The sequence below is a fragment of the Streptomyces sp. NPDC094448 genome (genome assembly GCF_044763775.1).
Classification (GTDB): domain Bacteria; phylum Actinomycetota; class Actinomycetes; order Streptomycetales; family Streptomycetaceae; genus Streptomyces.
Map to the genome: position 1 here is coordinate 327,516 of NZ_JBIWGU010000002.1, position 19,319 is coordinate 346,834.

16 protein-coding genes and 1 riboswitch are annotated in these 19,319 nt (G+C 70.3%); of the genes, 7 read left to right on the forward strand and 9 right to left on the reverse strand.

What is annotated here, in order from left to right:
- Positions 1 to 70 precede the first annotated feature (70 nt).
- Entirely contained in the window at positions 71 to 484 is a 414-nt protein-coding gene (locus ACIQ9E_RS04885) for an anti-sigma regulatory factor (RefSeq protein ID WP_040914318.1), read from the forward strand.
- Positions 481 to 1,647, forward strand: a complete 1,167-nt coding sequence (locus ACIQ9E_RS04890; RefSeq protein ID WP_403702021.1) for an RNA polymerase sigma factor SigF — start codon at positions 481 to 483, stop codon at positions 1,645 to 1,647. Before ACIQ9E_RS04885 ends, ACIQ9E_RS04890 begins: the two co-directional genes overlap by 4 nt.
- Positions 1,648 to 1,764: 117 nt before the next feature.
- On the opposite strand, the gene ACIQ9E_RS04895 is transcribed toward ACIQ9E_RS04890, so the two are convergent.
- Positions 1,765 to 2,181 carry a hypothetical protein gene (locus tag ACIQ9E_RS04895; RefSeq protein ID WP_403702024.1) on the reverse strand — a complete coding sequence of 139 codons (417 nt, stop codon included), beginning with the start codon at positions 2,179 to 2,181 and terminating at the stop codon, positions 1,765 to 1,767.
- 257 nt (positions 2,182 to 2,438) lie between these two features.
- Here ACIQ9E_RS04895 and ACIQ9E_RS04900 point away from each other — a divergent pair, with 257 nt between their 5' ends.
- Complete coding sequence (locus tag ACIQ9E_RS04900; protein ID WP_403702027.1) at positions 2,439 to 3,407, forward strand: diacylglycerol/lipid kinase family protein; 969 nt, start codon at positions 2,439 to 2,441, stop codon at positions 3,405 to 3,407.
- Positions 3,408 to 3,725: 318 nt separating this feature from the next.
- On the forward strand, positions 3,726 to 3,983 hold the full coding sequence (locus ACIQ9E_RS04905) for a WhiB family transcriptional regulator (protein WP_003953983.1): 258 nt from the start codon (positions 3,726 to 3,728) through the stop codon (positions 3,981 to 3,983).
- A 229-nt stretch (positions 3,984 to 4,212) separates the two neighbouring features.
- Here the strand turns inward: ACIQ9E_RS04905 and ACIQ9E_RS04910 are convergent, their stop codons facing one another.
- The 6 genes from ACIQ9E_RS04910 to ACIQ9E_RS04935 form a co-directional block, all read right to left on the reverse strand.
- The gene (locus ACIQ9E_RS04910) at positions 4,213 to 5,685 is read right to left on the reverse strand and encodes a PAS domain-containing sensor histidine kinase (RefSeq protein ID WP_403702908.1); all 1,473 of its coding nucleotides are present in this window, start codon (positions 5,683 to 5,685) and stop codon (positions 4,213 to 4,215) included.
- A 444-nt stretch (positions 5,686 to 6,129) separates the two neighbouring features.
- The gene (locus ACIQ9E_RS04915; RefSeq protein WP_403702030.1) at positions 6,130 to 7,212 is read right to left on the reverse strand and encodes an SIS domain-containing protein; all 1,083 of its coding nucleotides are present in this window, start codon (positions 7,210 to 7,212) and stop codon (positions 6,130 to 6,132) included.
- Positions 7,213 to 7,310: 98 nt separating this feature from the next.
- A complete protein-coding gene (locus tag ACIQ9E_RS04920) occupies positions 7,311 to 8,894 on the reverse strand; it encodes a glycoside hydrolase family 3 protein (protein WP_403702033.1) in 1,584 nt (527 codons plus the stop codon).
- A gap of 15 nt (positions 8,895 to 8,909) precedes the next feature.
- Positions 8,910 to 9,740: a carbohydrate ABC transporter permease gene (locus ACIQ9E_RS04925; protein WP_403702036.1), complete on the reverse strand. Its 831-nt coding sequence runs from the start codon at positions 9,738 to 9,740 to the stop codon at positions 8,910 to 8,912.
- Entirely contained in the window at positions 9,737 to 10,717 is a 981-nt protein-coding gene (locus ACIQ9E_RS04930; RefSeq protein WP_403702039.1) for a carbohydrate ABC transporter permease, read from the reverse strand. Before ACIQ9E_RS04930 ends, ACIQ9E_RS04925 begins: the two co-directional genes overlap by 4 nt.
- A gap of 86 nt (positions 10,718 to 10,803) precedes the next feature.
- On the reverse strand, positions 10,804 to 12,078 hold the full coding sequence (locus ACIQ9E_RS04935; RefSeq protein ID WP_403702042.1) for an extracellular solute-binding protein: 1,275 nt from the start codon (positions 12,076 to 12,078) through the stop codon (positions 10,804 to 10,806).
- A 390-nt stretch (positions 12,079 to 12,468) separates the two neighbouring features.
- Between ACIQ9E_RS04935 and ACIQ9E_RS04940 the strand changes: the two genes are divergently transcribed.
- The 3 genes from ACIQ9E_RS04940 to ACIQ9E_RS04950 all read left to right on the forward strand — a co-directional run bounded on the left by ACIQ9E_RS04940 (position 12,469) and on the right by ACIQ9E_RS04950 (position 17,240).
- Positions 12,469 to 13,233, forward strand: a complete 765-nt coding sequence (locus ACIQ9E_RS04940; RefSeq protein WP_403702044.1) for a GntR family transcriptional regulator — start codon at positions 12,469 to 12,471, stop codon at positions 13,231 to 13,233.
- A 272-nt stretch (positions 13,234 to 13,505) separates the two neighbouring features.
- Positions 13,506 to 13,668: riboswitch (cobalamin riboswitch) on the forward strand.
- Positions 13,669 to 13,806: 138 nt separating this feature from the next.
- Positions 13,807 to 16,212, forward strand: a complete 2,406-nt coding sequence (locus ACIQ9E_RS04945; RefSeq protein WP_403702047.1) for a ribonucleoside-diphosphate reductase subunit alpha — start codon at positions 13,807 to 13,809, stop codon at positions 16,210 to 16,212.
- Positions 16,212 to 17,240: a ribonucleotide-diphosphate reductase subunit beta gene (locus ACIQ9E_RS04950; protein ID WP_403702049.1), complete on the forward strand. Its 1,029-nt coding sequence runs from the start codon at positions 16,212 to 16,214 to the stop codon at positions 17,238 to 17,240. Before ACIQ9E_RS04945 ends, ACIQ9E_RS04950 begins: the two co-directional genes overlap by 1 nt.
- A 157-nt stretch (positions 17,241 to 17,397) precedes the next feature.
- On the opposite strand, the gene def is transcribed toward ACIQ9E_RS04950, so the two are convergent.
- Together def and ACIQ9E_RS04960 are read right to left on the reverse strand one after the other, a co-directional pair.
- Positions 17,398 to 18,030, reverse strand: a complete 633-nt coding sequence (gene def / locus ACIQ9E_RS04955) for a peptide deformylase (protein WP_403702052.1) — start codon at positions 18,028 to 18,030, stop codon at positions 17,398 to 17,400.
- Between the two features lie 144 nt (positions 18,031 to 18,174).
- The gene (locus ACIQ9E_RS04960) at positions 18,175 to 19,185 is read right to left on the reverse strand and encodes a tetratricopeptide repeat protein (RefSeq protein WP_403702055.1); all 1,011 of its coding nucleotides are present in this window, start codon (positions 19,183 to 19,185) and stop codon (positions 18,175 to 18,177) included.
- Between the last annotated feature and the right edge of the window lie 134 nt (positions 19,186 to 19,319).

The window sequence follows — 19,319 nt, forward strand, 5'->3', positions numbered from 1 at the left end:
CCGCGTCCCCGACGGCCCCGGGATCTGCCCCGCGGGCCCCGAAAGAGCATGTGTCACCTTGGAGGTGAGGGTGTCCCAGATCGCAGGCGAGCCCGGGACCCAGGACTTCGTCGAAGTCCGGCTGCCCGCTGCGGGTGCCTATCTGTCCGTGCTGCGTACGGCCACCGCCGGCCTCGCGGCACGCTTGGACTTCACCCTCGACGAGATCGAGGACCTTCGGATCGCGGTCGACGAGGCCTGCGCGATCCTCTTGCAGCAGGCGGTGCCGGGTTCGGTGCTGAGCTGTGTCTTCCGGCTCATCGACGATTCCCTGGAGGTCACGGTCTCGGCCCCGACCACCGACGGCCGGGCCCCCGAGCGCGACACCTTCGCCTGGACGGTGCTCTCCGCGCTGGCGGGCAAGGTCGAGTCGTCGGTCGCCGACGACCGCACGGTCTCCATCAGCCTGTACAAACAGCGCGGCGCGGGACCCGGGCCGGCGTGAGGAGCGGGAACGGTCCGGTGCGGGACGGCGAGCGGGACGGGCAGCCCGCCGCGCCTCCCGGCTTCCCGGAACAGCAGGCCCACGGACTCGACGGACTCCATGGATTCGACGGCGACGGACCCGGCGGCCGCCGGGCCGCGGCTGAGCAGGCGGGGGCTGCCACTGCGGCGGAGCCCGGGGCGAGGGCGGATCATATGACCGAGCACGAGCACGGGAACGAACAGCTCCGGGACCGGCCGGCGGACGGGCACGAGGAACGGCCCGCGCCGCCGCACGGAGTACCGGACCAGGCGGCGGACCAGACAGCGGGCGGGGCAGCGGACCGGACCCCGGGCCGGGACCCGCACGAAGCGCCGGGCGGAAAGCCGGAACGGGCGGCGGGACCCCAGCGGGAGACCTCGCGCGAAGCCCCGGACCGCGGCGGCGCCCGGGCGCTCTTCATCGAGCTGCGGAAACTGCCGGACGGCTCACCGGAACGCGCCGAGCTGCGCAACCGGCTCGTCCGGATGCACCTTCCGCTGGTCGAGCACCTCGCCCGGCGGTTCCGCAACCGCGGGGAGCCGCTGGACGATCTCACCCAGGTCGCCACGATCGGCCTGATCAAATCCGTGGACCGGTTCGACCCGGATCGCGGCGTCGAATTCTCGACCTATGCGACACCGACGGTCGTCGGCGAGATCAAACGCCACTTCCGGGACAAAGGCTGGGCGGTCCGGGTCCCCCGCCGGCTCCAGGAGCTGCGGCTCGCCCTGACGACCGCGACGGCCGAGCTGTCCCAGCTCCACGGCCGCTCCCCCACGGTCCACGAGCTGGCCGAGCGGCTCGGCATCTCGGAGGAGGAGGTCCTCGAAGGGCTGGAGTCGGCCAACGCCTACTCCACGCTCTCCCTGGACGTCCCCGACACCGACGACGAGTCGCCCGCCGTCGCGGACACCCTGGGCGCGGAGGACGAGGCGCTGGAGGGTGTCGAGTACCGGGAGTCCCTCAAACCGCTGCTGGAAGACCTTCCGCCGCGGGAGAAGCGGATCCTGCTGCTGCGGTTCTTCGGCAATATGACCCAGTCGCAGATCGCACAGGAGGTCGGCATCTCCCAGATGCACGTCTCCCGGCTGCTGGCCCGCACCCTCGCCCAGCTGCGCGACAAGCTCCTCGTCGAGGAGTAGCCCCTGTCCGGGGCACGGCCCCGGGGCACGGGCGCGCCGTCGCGGCGCCCCGGGCTCCGTGGCAGTGCGCCCCGGGTCCGTACCGGCCGGGTCCGTTCCGCATCGGCCGCGTCCGGGTCAGCCGCCGTTGCCGGGCGGCCGGATCCCGAGGGCCTCCGTGGTCTCCCGGCTGACCACCAGCACCAGACCGGCGACGGCGACCACGGCCACCGCGATCCCGACCGGGATCAGGGCCTGCGACTCCGACCGCAGCAGCGTCCACGCGGGGATCAGCGCCATCAGATGGGTGATCAGCGCCGGGCCGCGGGCCCAGGACTTCCGCATCAGCAGTCCGCGCGCCGCGATCAGGGGCAGCGCGCCCAGGGCGATCAGCGTCAGCCCGCCCATCTCCGCCTGGGTGGGGCTCTCCGGGCTGCCCAGCAGACCCATCACCAGCATGTAGACGCCGTACCCGGCCAGGACCACGCCCTCCACTCCGGAGACCGCCGCGGCGGCGGTCAGGCGGTTGGGGCGGGGGGTCGGCTCAGCACTCACCCCAGCAGGGTAGTCCGTGCGGCCGGTGCCCCGGACACCGGCCGCACGGCCCGCACGCGGCGGGCCCGTACCGCACGGCGGGCGTCCGGGGCCGTACGACCGCGGGCCGGGCCGCGGCATCCGGAGCCGTACGACCGCGCGGGCCCCGCCTCCCGTACCCCGCCACCGCCGGCCCCACGGACCGCGCCCGGCCCGCCGCGTCCCGATCCGGGGACCGCCATTACCGCCGCCGTCGCCGCCTGGGTACGCTGCACTTCATGCGCGCACTTCTCGTGGTCAACCCGGCAGCAACCACCACCAGTGCCCGCACCCGTGACGTACTGATCCACGCGCTGGCCAGCGAGATGAAGCTGGAGGCCGTCACGACCGAGTACCGGGGCCACGGCCGGGACCTGGCCCGCCGGGCGGCGGACTCGGGCGAGATCGACCTGGTCGTCGCCCTCGGCGGCGACGGCACGGTCAACGAGGTCGTGAACGGGCTGCTGCACAGCGGCCCCGACCCCGACCGGCTGCCGAAGCTGGCCGTGGTGCCCGGCGGCTCGACGAATGTCTTCGCCCGTGCGCTCGGACTGCCGAACGACGCCGTGGAAGCGACCGGCGCCATTCTCGACGCGCTCTCTTCACGGAGTGAAAAGACCGTCGGACTCGGTCTGGCGGCCGGCACCCCGGGCACCCCGGACGAGGGAGTTCCCGGACGCTGGTTCACGTTCTGCGCGGGATACGGATTCGACGCCAGTGTGATCGGCCGGGTCGAACAACAGCGGGAACTGGGAAAGCGTTCCACGCATCCTCTCTATGTGCGCCAGGTGGTCCGCCAGTTCCTCCAGTACCCCCACCGGCATCACGGCACGATCGCGTTCGAACGCCCCGGCGCCGAGACCGTCCGTGATCTCGTGGTCGCCATAGTCGCGAACACCTCGCCCTGGACCTATCTGGGCAGCCGTCCGCTGTACGCATCCCCGAAGGCGTCCTTCGGTACCGGCCTCGACCTGCTGGGACTCTCCAAGCTGTCGACCCCGGCGGTCGCGCGCTACGCGACCCAGCTGCTGCGTTCGACACCCGAACGCGGTCCGGACGGCAAGCATGCGGTGACAGTCCACGACATGGACGGGTTCACCTTGAATTCAAAGGTTCCGCTCCCCTTTCAGATGGACGGTGACCATCTCGGACTGCGGACCAGCGTGACGTTCACAGGCGTACGCCGTGCACTGCGTGTGATTGTGTGAGTGGAAGGGCCGTACCGCCTTTATCTCGAACGTACGGACCAGGATCCACCCCATGGAAGTACGGCTGTGACCTAGTCGACACCGAGGAATCAAAAAAAACTTTCCAGAAGGGGTTGTATCCGCCGCCGAGGTTTGCGAGTCTCTTCATGGCGATCGGGACAGCCTGCGGAACAGCGGCCCCACGGATCGTCGAACCCCTCCTCAAACCCTGGACCACGCCGGTGTGGCATCGGCGTTCGGCCCTTCCCTTGCGGGGGGATTCGTGAAAGCGTTCACATTCACAAGCAACCTGCATGTCACACAAGAGAGGTAGCAGCCATGGACTGGCGTCACAACGCCGTTTGCCGCGAGGAAGACCCCGAGCTGTTCTTCCCCATCGGCAACACCGGTCCTGCGCTGCTGCAGATCGAGGAAGCCAAGGCCGTCTGCCGTCGCTGCCCCGTCATGGAGCAGTGCCTGCAGTGGGCGCTTGAGTCCGGCCAGGACTCCGGCGTCTGGGGTGGCCTCAGCGAGGACGAGCGCCGTGCGATGAAGCGCCGCGCCGCCCGCAACCGGGCGCGTAACGCCAGCGCCTGATCGCCCCCGCGACGAGCCGAGGCAACCGGCGGCGCGTACGCAGCGTACGCAATCACCGCCACCGAGCCGCAGCGCGCAGCAGCAGGACAAACCCACAGCATTCGAGCCCCGGAAGCCTTCGCTTCCGGGGCTCGCTGCTCTGTGGCCGCGGGCCCCGTCGGGGCGGGGCGGCCGGGGGCCGTGGTGTCCGGTGCGGCCGGGGGCGGTGCGGCCGGGGGCGCGCCTTCCGCTACTTCTGGGACCGGACCGGGATATCGAGGACGACCCGGGTACCGCGTCCGGGCGCCGGGACCGGAAGCATGTCGAAACTGCCGCCCAGTTCGCCCTCGACCAGCGTACGGACGATCTGGAGCCCGAGATTCCCGGCCGTATGGGCGTCGAAGCCCTCGGGCAGCCCGGAGCCGTCGTCCTGGACGGTGATCAGCAGCCGGGATTCGGGGCGCCGCGGCCCGCGGACCGCCGACACCTCGACCGAGCCCCGCTCCCCCGCGGGGAAGGCGTGCTCCAGCGCGTTCTGGAGGATCTCGGTCAGCACCATCGACAGCGGGGTGGCGACTTCGGCGTCGAGAATACCGAAGCGGCCGGTCCGCCGGCACTCCACCTTCCCCGGCGAGATCTCCGCCACCATCGCGATCACCCGGTCCGCGATCTCGTCGAACTCCACGCGCTCGTCGAGGTTCTGGGAGAGGGTCTCATGGACGATGGCGATGGACCCGACGCGCCGTACCGCCTCGTTGAGCGCCTCCCGGCCGCGTACCGAATCCATTCTGCGGGCCTGGAGCCGCAGCAGCGCGGCGACCGTCTGGAGGTTGTTCTTCACCCGGTGGTGGATCTCCCGGATGGTGGCGTCCTTGGTGATCAACTCGCGCTCCCGCCGCCGGAGTTCGGTGACGTCGCGCAGCAGCACCAGGGAGCCGATCCGGGTGCCCTTCGGACGCAGCGGGATCGTCCTCAGCTGAATCACCCCGCCGTTGCCCTCGACCTCGGTCTCCCGGGGGGCGTAACCGCTGGCCAGTTTGACCAGCGCCTCGTCCACCGGACCCCGGGAGGGTGCCAGCTCGGCGGTGACCTGGCCGAGATGGTGCCCGACGAGATCGGAGGCGAGACCGAGGCGGTGGTACGCGGAGAGGGCGTTGGGGCTCGCGTACTGGACCACACCGTCGGCATCGAGCCGGATCAGCCCGTCACCGACGCGCGGTGAGGCGTCCATGTCGACCTGCTGCCCCGGGAAGGGGAAGGAACCGGCGGCGATCATCTGGGCGAGGTCGGAGGCCGACTGGAGATAGGTCAGCTCAAGACGGGAGGGGGTCCGTACGGTCAGCAGATTGGTGTTGCGGGCGATCACCCCGAGCACCCGGCCCTCCCGGCGTACCGGGATGGACTCGACCCGTACCGGCACCTCTTCGCGCCACTCGGGGTCGCCCTCGCGCACGATCCGGCCCTCGTCGAGGGCGGCGTCCAGCAGGGGGCGCCGGCCGCGGGGCACCAGATGGCCGACCATATCGTCCTGGTAGGACGTGGGCCCGGTGTTGGGCCGCATCTGGGCGACGGAGACGTACCGGGTCCCGTCCCGGGTAGGGACCCAGAGGACGAGATCGGCGAAGGACAGGTCGGAGAGCAGCTGCCACTCCGAGACCAGCAGATGGAGCCATTCGAGGTCCGAATCGCTGAGGGCGGTGTGCTGGCGTACGAGGTCGTTCATGGAGGGCACGTCTGCGAGCGTACCCGCGGGTGATGAGGAAGATGAGAGCCCGCATGAGACTTCGAACATCTCGGTGCCGACGCATGGACATCCGCGAATGGTCTAGTCCACAATGAATGTATCAAGAACTTCCGCCCTCCCCGCACAGGTGGGCGGAGTGAGGGACGCGTGCTCTCTGCCCTGACTGCACCGCGACCCTCCCCATCGGCCGAGCGGGCCCGCACACTCGCCCGGCCGGAGCACTCCGGGCTGCGGTGCCGGGCGGGTTGAGGGTCCCGCCAGGCGCCGCGGCCCGCGGGTCCCCAGCGGGGTGCGTGCCAGGGCCCTTGAGGCCGGGCCGCTCCGCGTGGTGCGCTCCCTTTCAAGATGCGGGCTCTCCAGTGCCTCTCGTTCCTGGCCCTGCCCGTGGTGTGCGGGCCTCTCCGGCGGTCAGGGCCCCGGGGGCTAGTGGGTCTCCGTGATCTTGGCGAGAGCCCTCGGCGCGTCGGGGTCCTGGCCCCTCGCCAGCGTCACCTCGTACGCCAGCAGTTGCAGCGGCAGGATCTCCAGGACCGGCTGGAGCTCCTCCGGGAGGCCGTCCACCGGCAGGACGAAGCCCGCCGACGCCGCCGCGACCTGCGGCGCCGGGCCCACGACCACCAGATCGGCGCCCCGGCCCCGGAGCCGGTCCAGGACCGGCTGGAGCGCTTCGCCGCCGCGGCCCGCGGTCACCACGGCGATAACCGGCGAGATGTTGTCGACCATGGCCAGCGGACCGTGCAGCAGATCGGCGCCGGAGTACGACAGGGCCGGGATGTAGCTGGTCTCCATGAGCTTGAGGGCGGCTTCCTTGGCCGTCGGGTAGCCGTACCCGCGGGAGGTGATCACCATCCGTTCGGCGAAGCGGTAGCGGGACGCCAGCCGGCGCACCTCGTCGCCGCGCGCCAGGATCCGTTCGGCCAGTTCGGGCAGGGCCCCGGCGGCCGCCCCGTCCGCGCCGCGCAGGCCCTCCACGAAGAGGTAGAGCGCGAGCAGGGACGCGGTGTACGTCTTGGTCGCGGGCAGCGCCTTCTCGGGGCCTGCGAGGATGTCGATGTGGAACTCGGAGACCGCGGCCAGCGGCGAGTCGGGGTTGTTGGTGACGGCCAGCGTCACCGCGCCCGCGTCCCGCGCGGCCCGGGTCGACGCGACGAGGTCGGGTGAACCGCCGGACTGGCTGACGGTGATCACGAGGACGTCCCGCAGCTCGGGCCTGGCCCCGTATGCCGTCGTGGTGGACATCGAGGTCAGCCCGCAGGGCAGGCCGAGTTTGATCTCCAGCAGATATTTGGCGTAGAGCGCCGCGTTGTCCGAGGTGCCGCGGGCCGTCAGCAGGACGAACCGCGGTGCGCGGGCCGCGACGGCGGCCGCGGTCTCGCGGATGCGCGGCGCGCCCTGTTCGAGGATGCGCCGCAGTACGGCGGGCTGTTCCGCCATCTCGCCGGACATGATGCGTCCGGGCCGCTCCCGGTGGTCACCGTCCCCCGGCACCGAGTCCGTCGCAGCCATATCTCGCGCCTCCAGCAGCCGGTCCGGGTACCGCGAAGGCCGCCCCGGGCGTCGAACACCCGGAGCGGCCCCCCGATACGGCAAACGGTCAGCTTCGGTCAGACACCCGCGCTCGCGCCGGTGATGACCTCCGCGGCGGCGCGTCCGCAGACGCGGGCGGCGCCGTGGGTCGCGATGTACAGCGCCCCCTTCGGCTCGGCCCCGTTGAGGCCCATCTCCACGACGACCGTGTCCGGCCGGGCGGCGACGAGCGCTTCGAGGGCCGCCGCCATCCAGTCGTGGCGGTGGGCATCGCGTACCACTGCGACGATCCTACGGTCCCCGGCCTCGGCCAGCACCTCGCCGGCGAGACCGGCGGCCTCGTCGACGGGCACGTCGGTACGGGTCACGGAGACGGTGCCCGGCAGCAGCGCGGCCAGCTCCCCGGCGACACCCCAGGGGGTCTCGTCACCGACGGCGATGTTCGCCTGGGGGGCGAAGGCCGCGACGTACGCCGGTTCGGTGACCGGCCGGTACGGCTCCGCACCGGCGGTGATCTGGACGGCCCGGCGGGCGGCGACGAGGCCGATGCCGGACAGATCGCGTACGACACCGTTCGCAGCCCCGCCGCGGACGCCGGGCGCGGTCCCCTCCTGCGTTTCCGCGCCCGGCGCCACGGCGGCCCCCCGTGCCCGGCGCGTCCAGTCGGCGAGGGCGCGGACCCGCGCCGCCGCGTCGGCCAGACGCTCCTCGGGCAGGTCGCCCTCCCGGACCGCGGTGACGATCGCGTCCCGCAGGGCCAGGACGGTCCCCTCGTCCGCCAGTCCGCCGCCGACGCAGATCGCGTCGGCACCGGCGGCGAGCGCGAGGACGGAACCTCGTTCGATTCCGTACGTCGCCGCGATGGCCTGCATCTCCATACCGTCGGTGACGATCAGCCCGTCGAAGCCGAGCTCCTCGCGGAGCAGCCCGGTGAGGATCCGGGGGCTGAGGGTCGCCGGACGGTCCGGGTCGAGCGCGGGCAGCAGGATGTGCGCGCTCATCACGGCCTTGGTGCCGGCCGCGATGGCCTCGCGGAACGGCAGCAGGTCCCGGGCGTGGAGGGTTTCCAGGCCGACGTCGATACGGGGCATCGCATGGTGCGAGTCGACGTTGGTGTCCCCGTGGCCGGGGAAGTGCTTGACGCAGGCCGCGACACCGGCGTCCTGGAGGCCCTGGAGGTACGCGACGGTGTGCCGCGCGGTCAGGGCCGCGTCGTCGCCGAAGGAACGCACGCCGATGACCGGGTTGTCCGGATTGGCGTTGACGTCCGCGGACGGCGCCCAGTTGAAGTCCACCCCGCAGGCGGCGAGCCGCCGGCCCAGCTCATGGGCGACGTCGCGGGTGAGCGCGGTGTCGTCCACGGTGCCGAGCGCGTAGTTGCCGGGGAAGGAGGAGCCGTCGACGACCTCCAGCCGGGTGACGTCGCCGCTCTCTTCGTCGATGGCGACGAGGAGGTCGTCACGTACGGCGCGGAGCTGCGCGGTGAGCGCGGTCAACTGCTCGGGGGTGGTGATGTTCCGCCCGAAGAGGCCGACCGCGCCGAGCCCGTCGGCGATCTGCCGGAGCAGCCAGTCGGGGGCGGTGGTGCCCTCGAATCCGGGCTGGAGGACGGCGAGGGCGTCCCGGCTGAGCCGGTCGGTGGCCCGGACGTCGTTGGTCATGGAGGTCATTCCTGCTTATCCCTTCACAGCGCCGTCGCTCAGCCCGCCGACCGCTCTGCGCTGGAGGTAGAGGAAGAGCAGCAGGACCGGGATGGCGAAGAGGGTCGACGCCGCCATGGTCGCGCCCCAGTCGTTGCCGAAGACGGACTGGAAGCTGGCGAGCCACACCGGCAGGGTCTGGTACTCGACCTGCTTGTTGAGGACCAGCACCATCGGGAACTCGTTCCAGGCGGTGATGAAGCCGAACATCGACGTCGACATCAGACCGGGGGCGAGCAGCGGCAGGATCACCTTGACAAAGGCCTGGCGGCGGGTGCAGCCGTCCACCATGGCGGCCTCTTCCAGCTCCTTCGGCACGGCGGCGACGAAGCCGCGGAGCGTGAGGAGCGTGAAGGGCAGGATCATCACCATGTAGAAGAGCGTCAGCGGCACCAGGCTGTTGAGCATGTCGGCGTCGCGGACGATGAAGTAGATGGCGATGACCATGACTTCCCAGGGCGCCATCTGGGCGACCATGAAGCCGATGATGAAGCCGCGCCGGCCCTTGAAGCGCATCCGGGCCAGGGCGAAGGACGCCGCGAGGGCGATCATCAGCGAGAAGATCACCGCGAGCAGGGTGACGGTGAGCGAGTTGCCGACGAAGCTCCAGAAGTTGTCGGCGTTGATCGCGGTCTTGAAGTGCTGCGTCGTCGGATTGGTCGGGAACCAGACCGGGGTGTCCGTGACGATGTCCGTGGTCTTCTTGAACGCCGTCGAGAACATCCAGTAGACGGGGAAGATGAAGACCAGCACGAGGAATACGGCGGTGGCATTGGGCCAGAAGCGGCCGAACAGGGAGCGCTTCATCGCTGGTCCTCCTCTTGCTTGAGAACGATCCGGAGGTAGTAGGCCGTCAGCAGCAGCATGATGACGATGGTGAGCATCGCGATGGCGGAGCCCATGCCGTAGTGCTGGTTGCCGATGCCCTCGATGTACGCGTACACCGGGAGGATCTCGGTGAGCCGGTCCGGACCGCCGGCGTTGATCGTGTAGACCTGGACAAACGCCTTGAAGACCCAGATGATCTCCAGGAATGTGGTGGCGTAGAGGAACGGCCGCAGGAACGGCATGGTCACCGAGGTGAAGCTGCGCCAGGCGTTGGCGCCGTCCAGTGCGGCGGCCTCGTACAGTTCCTTCGGGATCGTGGTGGTTGCCGCGTAGAGGCTGAGGGCCACGAAGGGTATGGACTGCCAGACGATCAGCAGGGTTACCACGAAGAAGGTGGAGAACTGGGTGCCGAACCAGTTGTGGCTGGCCATGCCCTCGAAGCCGAGCTGGACGAGGACCCAGTTGATGACACCGAACCGCTGGGCGAAGAGCCACTGGTAGACGGTGCTGGAGGCGACGACCGGCATGGCCCAGGCGAGAACGAGCGCGACCATGAGGCTGACGCGCATCTTCTTGCCGATGCGGGCGAGAAGCAGACCGACGAGCGTGCCCAGGACCATGATCAGCAGGACGTTGACGCCCGCGAAGACGATCGAACGGCCGGTGACCCGCCAGAAGTCCGGACCGGTGAGGATATCCCGGTAGTTGTCGATGCCGTTCCACTCGGTGAGACGCTGGATCAGCTGTCTCATATTGAGGTTCTGGAACGACAGAATCGCGTTGTTGACCAGGGGCCAGCCCAGGAAGACCAGGGTGGCGGCCACCGCGGGAAGCAGCAGCAGATAAGGAACGAAATCGCCCGCCTTACGCGGTGCGGAGGGCCTGCCCTTGCCCTTGACCGGAGGCTTGGGCGCCTCCGCGGGGCCGGACGGCGCCCGTTCGGTCTGCACGGTCATGCTCGCCATCTCTTCCTAGGCGCTTTGGGGACAGCAGTCAGCGGCCGGAGCAGGGGCGTTCGCCCCCGCCCCGGCCGCCGTGACAGTTACTGCTTCTGAGCCAGGCGCTTGTTGAACTCGCCCTCGACCTGCTTGGCGGCGTCCGCCGGAGACTTACCGCTCACCACGGCAGTGAGGTAGGTCTTGATCGGGTTGGGGGCGTTCTCGACGGCGGCCCACTCGGCGATCAGCGGGGTCGTGCCGCCGAACTTCGCGGACGGGGCGGCGGCCTCGGCGACCGGGTTGCCCGTCAGGTTGGAGTTCAGGGACTCCTTGTTCGGGATGACGCCGCTGGCCTTGGCCAGGCCGCCCTCGTACTTGTCGGAGAGCGCGAGCTTCAGGAACTCCTTGGCGAGCGCCTGCTTCTTGCTGTTCTGCGCGACGGCGAGGTTGGAGCCGCCGAGGAAGACGCCCTCGGGCTTGTCGGCGGTCTCACCGGGGATGGTGAAGTAGCCGAGCTCCTTCTCGATGGCCGGGTTGGCCTTGATGGCGGTGGCGCCCTCCCAGCCCATGCCGATGAAGGCACCGGTCTTGCCCTGGGCGAAGATGTCGGCCTGCTGCGGGGTGGCCTCGTCCTTGTCCTTGGGGGCCTTGGAGTAGGCCTGGAGCTTCTTGTACTCCGCGGCCGCGGCCTGGACCTTCGGGTCAGCGAGGTTGGAGACCCACTTGTCGCCGTCCTTCTTGACCAGCTCGCCGCCCTGACCGATCACCAGGCCCACGAAGTGGTACCAGTTCTGGCCGGGCAGGTAGATCGGCTCCTTGCCCTTCGCCTTGATCTTGTCGAGCGCGGCGTAGAACTCGGCGCGGGTCTTCGGCGGCGCGGTGATGCCGGCCTCGGCGAAGACCGACTTGTTGTAGACGACGACGCGGTTCGCGAAGTACCAGGGGGCGGCGTACTGCTTGCCCTCGAAGACGGAGGCCTTGTTGAGGGACTCGGACCAGTCGGCGCCGATCTCCTTCTTCAGGTCACCCAGGTCCGCCAGACCGCCGGTCTTGGCGTAGGCGGGGGTCTGGGTGTTGCCGATCTCGAAGACGTCCGGCGGGGTGTCCTCGGAGAGAGCGGTCGTCAGCTTCTGCTGAATACCGTTCCACGCCTGCTTCTCGTACTTCAGCTTGGCGCCGGTCTTGGCCTCGAACTCGGCGGTCAGATCAGCGAGCCACTTGTCCGGCGTCGAGCCGTCCATGGCCCAGAACGTCAGGGTCTGACCCTTGAAGCCGTCCTTGCCGGAACCCTCGCTGTCCTTCTTGTCGTCCGAGCCACACGCGGCAACACTGACCAACATGCCCGCGACACCGATCGCCGCGATGAGCTTGCGCTTCACGCCACCCTCCTAAGGGATGCCTGCCACCCCGCCCAAAACGAAGCCATACGCGAAAGTACTGCCTGGGGCTGGGACCCGGTCTTAAATGGTTTAGACCAGTACCCGGAGCTTGGCCTAGACCTTTCGGGCTGTCAAGGCTCGATAAACATGCCTGTCCAGTCCGTTATCGGACCGACATCAGGGCATGATCCGGGCAGGCTTGAGGCCTTCCCTTGGACTAGACCAACCCTAGCCCCCTCGGTGTATAAGAAGCAGTGGTGTCCAGCCTGAAGGCAGAAAAACAGGAGGGACAGGGTCACTCCCCGGGACCGGCCCGTGCCACGATGTGATCCGCTACAGACGGAGGAGCCGGTGACGGCAGCAGCGCAGTCGGGAACGGGAAGGCGGGCCATGACGACGGACGGGGTGGGTACGGAGACCGAGACCGGGACACCGACCCGGACCGCGCGCGTACCCAAGTACTACCGCCTCAAGAGGCACCTCCTGGACATGACGGAGACCCTGCCCCCGGGCACGCCGGTACCGCCGGAGCGTACGCTCGCGGCCGAATTCGACACCTCGCGCACCACCGTGCGCCAGGCGCTCCAGGAGCTGGTCGTCGAAGGCCGGCTGGAACGCATCCAGGGCAAGGGAACGTTCGTCGCCAAGCCCAAGGTCTCCCAGGCACTTCAACTGACCTCGTACACGGAGGACATGAAGGCCCAGGGCCTGGAACCCGCCTCCCAGCTCCTCGACATCGGGTACGTCACCGCGGACGACACCCTCGCGGGGCTGCTCGACATCTCCACCGGCGGCCGGGTCCTGCGGATCGAACGGCTCCGGCTGGCCAGCGGTGAGCCGATGGCCATCGAGACCACCCATCTGTCGGCCAAGCGCTTCCCGGCGCTCCGGCGCAGCCTGGTCAAGTACACCTCCCTCTATACGGCACTGGCCGAGGTCTACGACGTCCGTCTCGCCGAGGCGGAGGAGACCATCGAGACGTCCCTGGCGACACCGCGCGAGGCGGGGCTGCTCGGTACGGACGTCGGGCTGCCGATGCTGATGCTGTCGCGGCACTCGCTGGACGCGCAGGGGGAGCCGGTGGAGTGGGTGCGGTCGGTGTACCGCGGCGACCGCTACAAGTTCGTCGCCCGTCTGCGCCGCCCCCAGGACTGAGCAGTTCCTTTTCCGACCCGCCCGGCCCCGAAGCCTCCCGCTCCGGGGCCGGTCCCCTTCCCGGGGTGGGCAAGGCCGGGTACCCAGGGGCGCTGGGGGTCCCCCCATTGCCCCTAGAACCTTCACCTCGCCCAGCCCGGGAAGGAGCACCGTGCCCCTTGGAGGGGCTCGGGCGGGCCGTCCCGGGCAGGGGACCGGCCGTCCCCGCAGGCGCCCGGACACGGGCGCGGGCGGCCCCGAACCGTACGGGAGTATGAGAGGCGCGACACAACATGTGGGGGCACCGCTTCGGCGGTGCCCCCACATGTATGCTCATCTCGCTGTCACCGCAGAGGAATCCGGTGCGAATCCGGAACTGTCCCGCAACGGTGTGCTTCTGCGTGCTTTGTCATGCCAGGGCAAGTCCGGCCGTCTGCCGACAGCGCACCCGGATCGTCCGACCCGGGTGCCGAGACGTCCGGGCCTCGCGGTTGGGCCGGTGGACGCCGTGCGTGCTGCCCGTTTCCGGGTACACCCGGCCTGCCCACCCCTCCCCCGCCGACGGCCCGCGAGCCGAGCGAGGGAGAGCACCACGTGACCATCGCGCCAGCCGATCCGGCTTCAGGCACCGCCCAGCAGTTTCCCGGGCAGACCCCCGGGACCCCTGCCGCGACGCCCGAGGACGGGCCGGGGACCGCCCTGCTGCGGACCCTGACCGACCTCACCGCCGATCTGCCGGACACCGACCCCGGCAGGGTGGCCGCCGCCGCGCTCCGCGGCCGGCACCCCGGATCGGACGTGGCGGAACTCCATCAGCTCGCCACCGACGCCGCCGCGGGCCTGATCTCCGAGGATCCCGCCTACTCCCGGCTGGCCGCCCGGCTGCTGACCCGGACCATCGCCGCCGAGGCCGCGGGCCAGGGCTCCGTCTCCTTCACCGCCTCGGTGCGGGTGGGGCATGCCGAGGGCCTGATCGCGGACCGTACCGCCGCCTTCGTGGAGCGGTACGCGGAGCGGCTCGACGCGACGATCGACCCGGCCGCCGACGACCGCTTCGGCTACTTCGGGCTGCGCACCCTCTACAGCCGCTATCTGCTGCGCCACCCCATCACCCGCCAAGTGATCGAGACCCCGCAGCACTTTATGCTCCGGGTCGCCTGCGGGCTCGCGGAGGACGACGGGGTACGCGCCCTGGACGAGGTCGTCGCGCTGTACGGGCTGATGAGCCGGCTGGACTATCTGCCCTCGTCGCCGACGCTCTTCAACTCCGGCACCCGCCACCCGCAGATGTCCTCCTGCTATCTGCTGGACTCCCCGCTCGACGAGCTGGACTCCATCTACGACCGCTACCACCAGGTCGCCCGGCTCTCCAAGCACGCCGGCGGTATCGGGCTGTCGTACTCCAGGATCCGGGCCCGCGGCTCCCTGATCCGCGGCACCAACGGGCACTCCAACGGCATCGTCCCGTTCCTGAAGACCCTCGACGCCTCGGTCGCCGCGGTGAACCAGGGCGGCCGCCGCAAGGGCGCCGCCGCGGTCTACCTGGAGACCTGGCACGCGGACATCGAGGAGTTCCTGGAGCTGCGCGACAACACCGGCGAGGACGCCCGGCGCACCCACAACCTCAATCTGGCGCACTGGGTCCCGGACGAGTTCATGCGCCGGGTCGCGGACGACGCCGAGTGGTCGCTCTTCTCCCCCGCCGACACCCCCGAGCTGGTCGACCTCTGGGGCGACGAGTTCGACGCCGCCTACCGGGCCGCCGAGGCGAAGGGCCTGGCCCGCAAGACCATGCCCGCGCGTGATCTGTACGGCCGGATGATGCGGACCCTCGCCCAGACCGGCAACGGCTGGATGACCTTCAAGGACGCCGCCAACCGCACCGCCAACCAGACCGCCGAGAAGGGCCACACGGTCCACTCGTCGAACCTCTGCACCGAGATCCTCGAAGTCACCGACGACGGCGAGACCGCGGTCTGCAATCTGGGCTCGGTCAATCTGGGCGCCTTCGTCGTCGGCGGCGATATCGACTGGGAGCGGCTGGACGCCACCGTCCGTACCGCCGTGACCTTCCTCGACCGGGTCGTGGACATCAACTTCTACCCGACCGAGCAGGCCGGGCGCTCCAACACCCGCTGGCGGCCGGTCGGCCTGGGCGCCATGGGCCTCCAGGACGTCTTCTTCCAGCTCCGGCTGCCCTTCGACTCCCCCGAGGCCCGCGCCCTGTCGACCCGGATCGCCGAGCGGATCATGCTCGCCGCGTACGAGGCGTCCGCCGATCTGGCCGAGCGCCACGGCACCTTCCCCGCCTGGGAGAAGACCCGGGCCGCCCGCGGGGTCCTGCACCCCGACCACTACGGCACCGAGCCGGCCTGGCCGGACCGCTGGGAGGCCCTGCGCGCCCGGATCGCCCGGACCGGGATGCGGAACTCCCTGCTGCTCGCAATCGCGCCGACCGCGACCATCGCGTCCATCGCCGGCGTGTACGAGTGCATCGAGCCCCAGGTCTCCAACCTGTTCAAGCGCGAGACGCTCTCCGGAGAGTTCCTCCAGGTGAACTCCTACCTGGTGGCGGAGTTGAAGAAGCTCGGCGTCTGGGACGCGCAGACCCGGGAGGCGCTGCGCGACGCCAGCGGTTCGGTCCAGGGCTTCTCCTGGGTCCCGGCCGATGTCCGCGAGCTGTACCGGACGGCGTGGGAGATCCCGCAGCGCGGTCTGATCGATATGGCGGCGGCCCGGACTCCCTATCTCGACCAGTCGCAGTCGCTGAACCTGTTCCTGGAGACGCCGACCATCGGGAAGCTCAGCTCGATGTACGCGTACGCCTGGAAGCAGGGGCTGAAGACCACCTACTACCTGCGGTCCCGGCCCGCGACCCGGATCGCCCGGGCCGCGACCGGTTCGACCGCCGGCTCCGTCCCCGTTCCGGCGCAGGTCACCCCCGAAGAGGCGGTCGCCTGCTCCCTGGAGAACCCCGAGTCCTGCGAGGCCTGCCAGTAATGCCCACCCCGGAAACGCCCGCCCGTGTACAGAATCTGCTGGACCCGGGCTTCGAACTCACTCTGCGGCCGATGCGCTACCCCGACTTCTACGAGCGGTACCGCGACGCCATCAAGAACACCTGGACGGTGGAGGAGGTAGACCTCCACTCCGACGTCGCCGACCTGGCGAAGCTCACCCCGGGCGAGCAGCATCTGATCGGCCGGCTGGTGGCGTTCTTCGCCACCGGTGACTCCATCGTCGCCAACAATCTGGTGCTCACCCTCTACAAGCACATCAACTCCCCGGAGGCGCGGCTCTACCTGAGCCGTCAGCTCTTCGAGGAGGCGGTGCACGTCCAGTTCTATCTGACGCTGCTGGACACCTACCTTCCCGACCCGGAGGACCGTACGGCCGCCTTCGCCGCGGTCGAGAACATCCCCTCCATCCGGGAGAAGGCCCAGTTCTGCTTCCGGTGGATGGACCACGTCGAGAAGCTGGACCAGCTGGAGACACAGGCCGACCGCCGCCGTTTCCTGCTCAATCTGATCTGCTTCGCGGCCTGTATCGAGGGGCTGTTCTTCTACGGCGCCTTCGCGTACGTGTACTGGTTCCGCTCGCGCGGTCTGCTGCACGGTCTGGCAACCGGCACCAACTGGGTGTTCCGGGACGAGACCATGCATATGAACTTCGCGTTCGAGGTCGTCGACACGGTCCGCAAGGAGGAGCCCGAGCTGTTCGACGACGCACTCCGGCAGCAGGTCACCGACATGCTGAAGGAGGCCGTGGAGGCGGAGCTGCAGTTCGGCCGCGACCTGTGCGGCGACGGTCTGCCGGGCATGAACACGGAGTCGATGCGCGAGTACCTCCAGTGCGTCGCCGACCAGCGGCTGGTCCGGCTGGGCTTCGCCCCGGTGTACGGATCGGAGAACCCCTTCTCCTTCATGGAGCTGCAGGGCGTGCAGGAGCTGACCAACTTCTTCGAGCGCCGCCCCTCGGCCTACCAGGTGGCGGTGGAGGGCTCGGTCGGCTTCGACGACGACTTCTGAGCCCGCCTCGGCAGAGGCGCCCCGGTGCGGCCGGGTCCGGATCTCCCGGGCCCGGCCGCACCGTCGTGACGGGGCCGTACGCAGCGCCGCGGCAGAGCCGGGAACGCCGTGAGGCCGCCCTGAAGGGCGGCCTCACGGTCTGCGGACGGGCGGAACGTCACTCGTTCGGGACGGTCTCGTACCGCGGGGTGCCCTCCGCCATCTGCTGCAACGCGTCCTTGCGGTCGCGCTTGGACAGACGGTCGATGTACAGCCGGCCGTAGAGGTGGTCCGTCTCGTGCTGGAGGCAGCGGGCGAAGTAGCCGGTGCCCTGGACCCGGATCGGATGGCCCTCGGCGTCCTGCCCGCTGACCACCGCGTAGTCGGGGCGGGCCAGGGAGGCGTAGGCCGTGGGGACGGAGAGGCAGCCCTCGTTGGACTCGTCCAGCACCCGGCGCTCCGCGGGCAGCTCCTCCAGCACCGGGTTGCAGACGACACCCACATGCCGGACGCCCTCGTCGTCCGGGCAGTCGTAGACGAAGACCTTGCGGTCGACCCCGATCTGGTTGGCGGCCAGTCCCACGCCCTCCGCCGTGCGCTGGCTGGCGAACATATCGTCGATCAGCGCCGCCAGCTCCTCGTCGAAGACGGTGACGTCCTGGCACTCCCGGTGCAGGACCGGATTGCCGACGACCGTGATGGGGCGGGACGTGCCGCGCTCGCGGTGGGCCCGCTCGCGCTCTTCGGCGTCCTCCGTGTCGTTGATGAACTCCTCGACGGCCGGTTCGTCAATGCCCTGCTGCGACGCCATGTGTTCCTCGATACCCCGGGTGATGGTCGGTGACCGGTGACGGTTCTGGAGCGTTCCCTGCGCCGGGCGGCGTACGGAACGTGCGGGGATACAGCCTACGGCCCTTCCGCGGACCGCGGTCAGCGGCACTTTCCGGCCGCGCGGTCAGCAGACCTCTTCGAGATCCCGCCACTCCCGGCCGTCCGGGCGGTCCGCGACCCAGCTGTCGAGCAGTCCGCGGACCAGTCCGGGCGGGGCCGCGATACCGCACTCCCGCTCCGGTGACCACAGCTCGCCCGCGGTCCGGTGGCCCAGCGGCCCCGGATGGCCCGGTTCGCTGTGGTCGTGGGGGTCGAGGTGCTCGCCCTCGCCCTCCGCGCTCGGCATCGACCCCTCGGAGCAGGTGCGGCAGAGCAGCCGTACCGACGACGACCAGTCCTCGGCGGCGAATCCGGCGTCGGAGGCGAGCCGCTCCAGGGCGTCCCGGTCGTCCTCGGTCGCGGCCTCCAGCAGGACGACCCAGGTCGGCACCGGTGACGGCGCCCACAGCTCGATCTCGTCGAAAACGGGGTACGCGGGGCCCGCGGAGGTGATGCGCTCGCCGTTCGCGGCGCCGTCGTGGAGGACGACCTCGCCCCAGCGGCGGCCGGAGGACGGCAGCGGAATGGAGAGGACCTCCATCCGGGCCGGGTCCAGCCTGCGGCCCCAGACGACTTCCGCCTCGCCCTCGGGCGACAGGCGTACGGCCGCGCTGCCGAGGTCCATGTCGAGGGGCTCGCCGACGGCCCCGAGGCCCGTACCGGCGGCGCCCGTCCGGGCGGGTGCGCCGGGCACCTTCAGCCCGTACGCCTGCCAGGCGCGGCGGGCCAGCGGCCAGTCCTGGAGCGCGGTCGCCGCGATACCGACGTTCCACCAGTCCGGGGCTCCGGCGTCCCGGTCCAGCAGGGCCACCGCCCGCAGCCCGGCGGCCCGCGCCTGCTCCCAGTCGTGCCGGAACTTGTGCAGGAGGGCCAGATTGAACCAGGACTCGGCCAGCCAGGGCTCCAGGTCCGCGGCCCTGGTCAGCAGGGCGCCCGCGTCCTCGTAACGGCCGTCGCCGATCAGCGTGAACGCGCGGTCGGTGGCCTGCCGCCACGAGGCGGAGGGCCGATGCCGTACCTTCCCGAAGATCCTCACGATTCCCGCCTGCCGGTCGCTCGGGTCAGTTCCCCCGGACGCTGTCTCGTTCCGCCGTCGGCGGCGCTGCCGCTCCCGGTGCCGCCCTGTGCCGTCGTGCCCTTCCCGGCGGCTCCCGGGTCCCGGCAGCCGTC